This is a genomic window from Paracoccus sp. (in: a-proteobacteria), from assembly GCF_032007265.1.
Taxonomy (GTDB): domain Bacteria; phylum Pseudomonadota; class Alphaproteobacteria; order Rhodobacterales; family Rhodobacteraceae; genus Paracoccus.
The window spans coordinates 1-2,873 of the sequence record NZ_DALZMB010000195.1 but is presented as its reverse complement, the minus strand read 5'-3'; the positions used below and the strand labels follow the sequence as shown (position 1 = coordinate 2,873).

At 59.1% G+C, this 2,873-nt stretch carries 4 protein-coding genes; all 4 read right to left on the bottom strand.

What is annotated here, in order from left to right:
* Positions 1-1,595 (bottom strand): tape measure protein (locus tag RTS12_RS20510; RefSeq protein WP_312531976.1); only part of this gene is annotated, 1,595 nt, incomplete at its 3' end.
* 93 nt (positions 1,596-1,688) lie between these two features.
* A complete protein-coding gene (locus tag RTS12_RS20505) occupies positions 1,689-2,138 on the bottom strand; it encodes a GTA-gp10 family protein (protein WP_312531974.1) in 450 nt (149 codons plus the stop codon).
* A complete protein-coding gene (locus RTS12_RS20500; protein WP_312531972.1) occupies positions 2,138-2,590 on the bottom strand; it encodes a phage tail tube protein in 453 nt (150 codons plus the stop codon). The genes RTS12_RS20505 and RTS12_RS20500 overlap by 1 nt, the downstream gene beginning before the upstream one ends.
* A gap of 57 nt (positions 2,591-2,647) precedes the next feature.
* The coding region (locus RTS12_RS20495) for a hypothetical protein (RefSeq protein ID WP_312531970.1) at positions 2,648-2,873 on the bottom strand (226 nt) is incomplete at its 5' end.

Sequence of the window (2,873 nt, the reverse complement as noted above, 5' to 3'; positions counted from 1 at the left end):
GACCATTTAGCCTCGAGCTTGGCCGCTTCCTGCGTTGTTAATCCGATCAACTGGATCGCACGCTCAATATCGCGCGCGTCATCAGCGCCGACACCAAGGATGTCCGCCGTGGTCTTGCCCTTACTGCCACCGCCTTTTCCACCCGTCTTGCCCCTGCGACCACCACCCGCTTTTTTTGGCTTACTTGGGGCCGCGGGATGATCAGCAATACTCACAGGCGTTGAAGCAGCAGCTGGCGTGGGCGGGTGATAACCCGAACCATCATAGAATGCGCCGATCTCCATCATGGGGCCGCCACGCACATCGTTGGTGTTGCGCGCAATATTGGCGGCCTCTGCCTTGAACGCGGCCAGCTCGCCGCGAAGCTGTGCTAGGCGGGCAAGGGCCTCGCTGGCATCGAAACCCAATGACGTCTGGTTTTCAATCTGGGCTTGCAGCGTCTCAACCTCGCGCTCCATCACGCCGATCTTGGCTTCAGCCTCCTTGGATTCGACATTAACCAGCATCCCACCCTCGGTGATGCCCATGGATTCGTTCAGTTTGGCAAAGAAATCGGAGTTACCGACATTATTGAGCCAACTGGTACCAGCTGCCTCTGCATCCGCGAACGCCTGGGCAATGCTTTGGATTTGGACGATGAACCCTTCCGCATCGAAACCATCAATGCCCGAGGCGACTTCGCCCACCATTTCGGCAAAGTGCGCTGACGCGCCCGTCGCCTGATCAAATTCCCCGACCATTGTCACCAAGGAATTGCCGAGCTGCGTGAATGCCTGACCAGCCGTCGTTTGTGTCGTCTCGGCCTGCCGTCGCAATTCCTCCGAACCAACCCCAAAGGCACGGAAAAACGCGGTGCTGGAAACCTGACCATCGGTGACCAGCTTGCGCAGGCCGGCCACAGAACCGCCCGCCTCTTTCAGGCCGCGCGTCACAGCTTGGGCAATTGTCGGCGTGCCTTCGAGGATCGAGTTGAACTCTTCGGCCCGAACAACGCCACCGCCCAGCGCCTGGGAAAGTTGCAAGAGTGAGCCGCTTGCGGCTTGGGCGTCCGTGCCACCGACCCTCAATGCGACCGCAATCCCATCCGTGAACTGGATCAGCTCACTGCTGCTCACACCCAGCTCCTTTTGGGTCAGTGACAGCTTGCTATAAAGATCGACCAGGGAAGAGATCGGGGCGGAGTTTCTTTGCGCCGATTGGAATAGCTTCGCATAGACAGCGTTCAGCTCGTCCCCCTCAAGCCCTGCCACGCGCAAAGAGTTCTGCATTTTGGTTGCAGCGTCGGCGAGGCGCAGAAAATGCCGGACCTGCTGCGCGACAACGCCGCCCGCAAGCAGCCCGCCGCCAACCTTCAGGAGTTGCTGCATTCCCCTCAAGGAACGTCCGGAAGATCTCTCAAGCTCTGCAAAGGATCTTGCCGAGGACGCATTCGAACGCTTGAACGCATCTTCGGCACGTTGGGCGGTTTTCAATGCCCGCGCCTCTATGCGGGCGAGCTGCTGCGTGAACTTCTGTTCAGTCAAACCAATGGGAAGTTCCAGTCCGGCGTCAGCTTGTGCCACTCCACATCTCCCCGAGCGCCACCAGCTCGTCATATTCATCGTCGGTTAATGGCGCACCATTGTGGTGATGCCCCGTGCCCTGGGATCTGTTCCAACCGTCAATGCAGGCCGAGAACTCCCAAAACGTCATTTCTTTGACTTGCGAGGGCGAGAAGCCGAGCGCGGCGCCGCTGCCGTAGAGGCGGGAGAAGCGGATCCTTTGATCTCCGCCGCCCCCGCCTCCGCCTCCGCCTCCCCCACAGCGTCGTGCTCCTTGCTTGCAAAAGCACGGCTGATGATCGTGAAAGCCATCAGGTTGAGTTCGGCAATATCGCCATTCTCAAATGCCTGCTTGACTTTGCGCTCGGCATGAACCCGGTCCATGCCCGCACCGATCAGGCCAAGGCGCAGACAGGCAAGAACCTCACGGACTTTGACAGGGGCATAGCCCAAGCTGCCGCGCGGCACGCCTTGAGACAGCCTATAGCGCAGATCCAGCACGCCCGCGGCTGTCAGGTCATCCAGCGCCTCCAGCTCGCCGATGCGTAGGAGGAATGCATCCTCCCCGCTTGGCCAGTTTGCAATCAACGCCTCCATTAGGGCGCCGCCACATCATGATAGGTCACCTCGCCATCGGAAACGAAGGAGACGTTGACTTGAGCCTTGCCCCCGCGCTCGCCCGAGACCTCGAACTGGGTCAGGTGAATGTTACCCGCCCAATAATGGCCGTTTGCCGTATCATTGGCCGCGCCAACATAGACACGAGAATTGATGCTCTCATTCGAGCGGAACGCATCCCACCACAGATCGACGGCTTCGGCGGCGAGAATGCCCGAGCCTGATCCGCTCATGTCTAAGCTTTCAACGCCTCGCTCGATCCAGGCTGCGGCCTCAAGGTCGTTACAATCTGGAACGGTGACGTCCTGCGTGTTTTTCGAGAAGGTAATCGTGTGACTGGTCAGCCCGCACGGACGCAAAAACGTGCCGCTCGGCGTCCCTTCAAGGAAAAGGGCGACGTTCGACCCAACATAAGTGGTCGGTTTGGCCATAGATGGCTCCTATGAACTGCTGCGCCTTGCCCAAGGGCGGCTGAAGGGGCGCAAGGCCTACTCGGCCTTGATCTTTGCAATCCGGTCACCTGCGTGCTTGATGCAGGCAGCGTTCAAGCCTTCACGGGTCTGACCTGCTTTGAATGTCATGACGACGCGCGGATTAGGCACCCATTCGAAATCTCGAAGGATGCGCCATTGTTTTTGCTTTGGCATTTTGCTCTCTAGCCGCTGATCCAAGCTTTGCGGATGGCGCGGGAAATGCCGTTTCGGACTTTCCTGC

Coding starts and splice junctions, on each gene's coding strand:
- RTS12_RS20500 (WP_312531972.1), bottom strand. CDS start 2,590: ATGGCCAAACCGACCACTTATGTTGGGTCGAACGTCGCCCTTTTCCTT.
- RTS12_RS20505 (WP_312531974.1), bottom strand. CDS start 2,138: ATGGAGGCGTTGATTGCAAACTGGCCAAGCGGGGAGGATGCATTCCTC.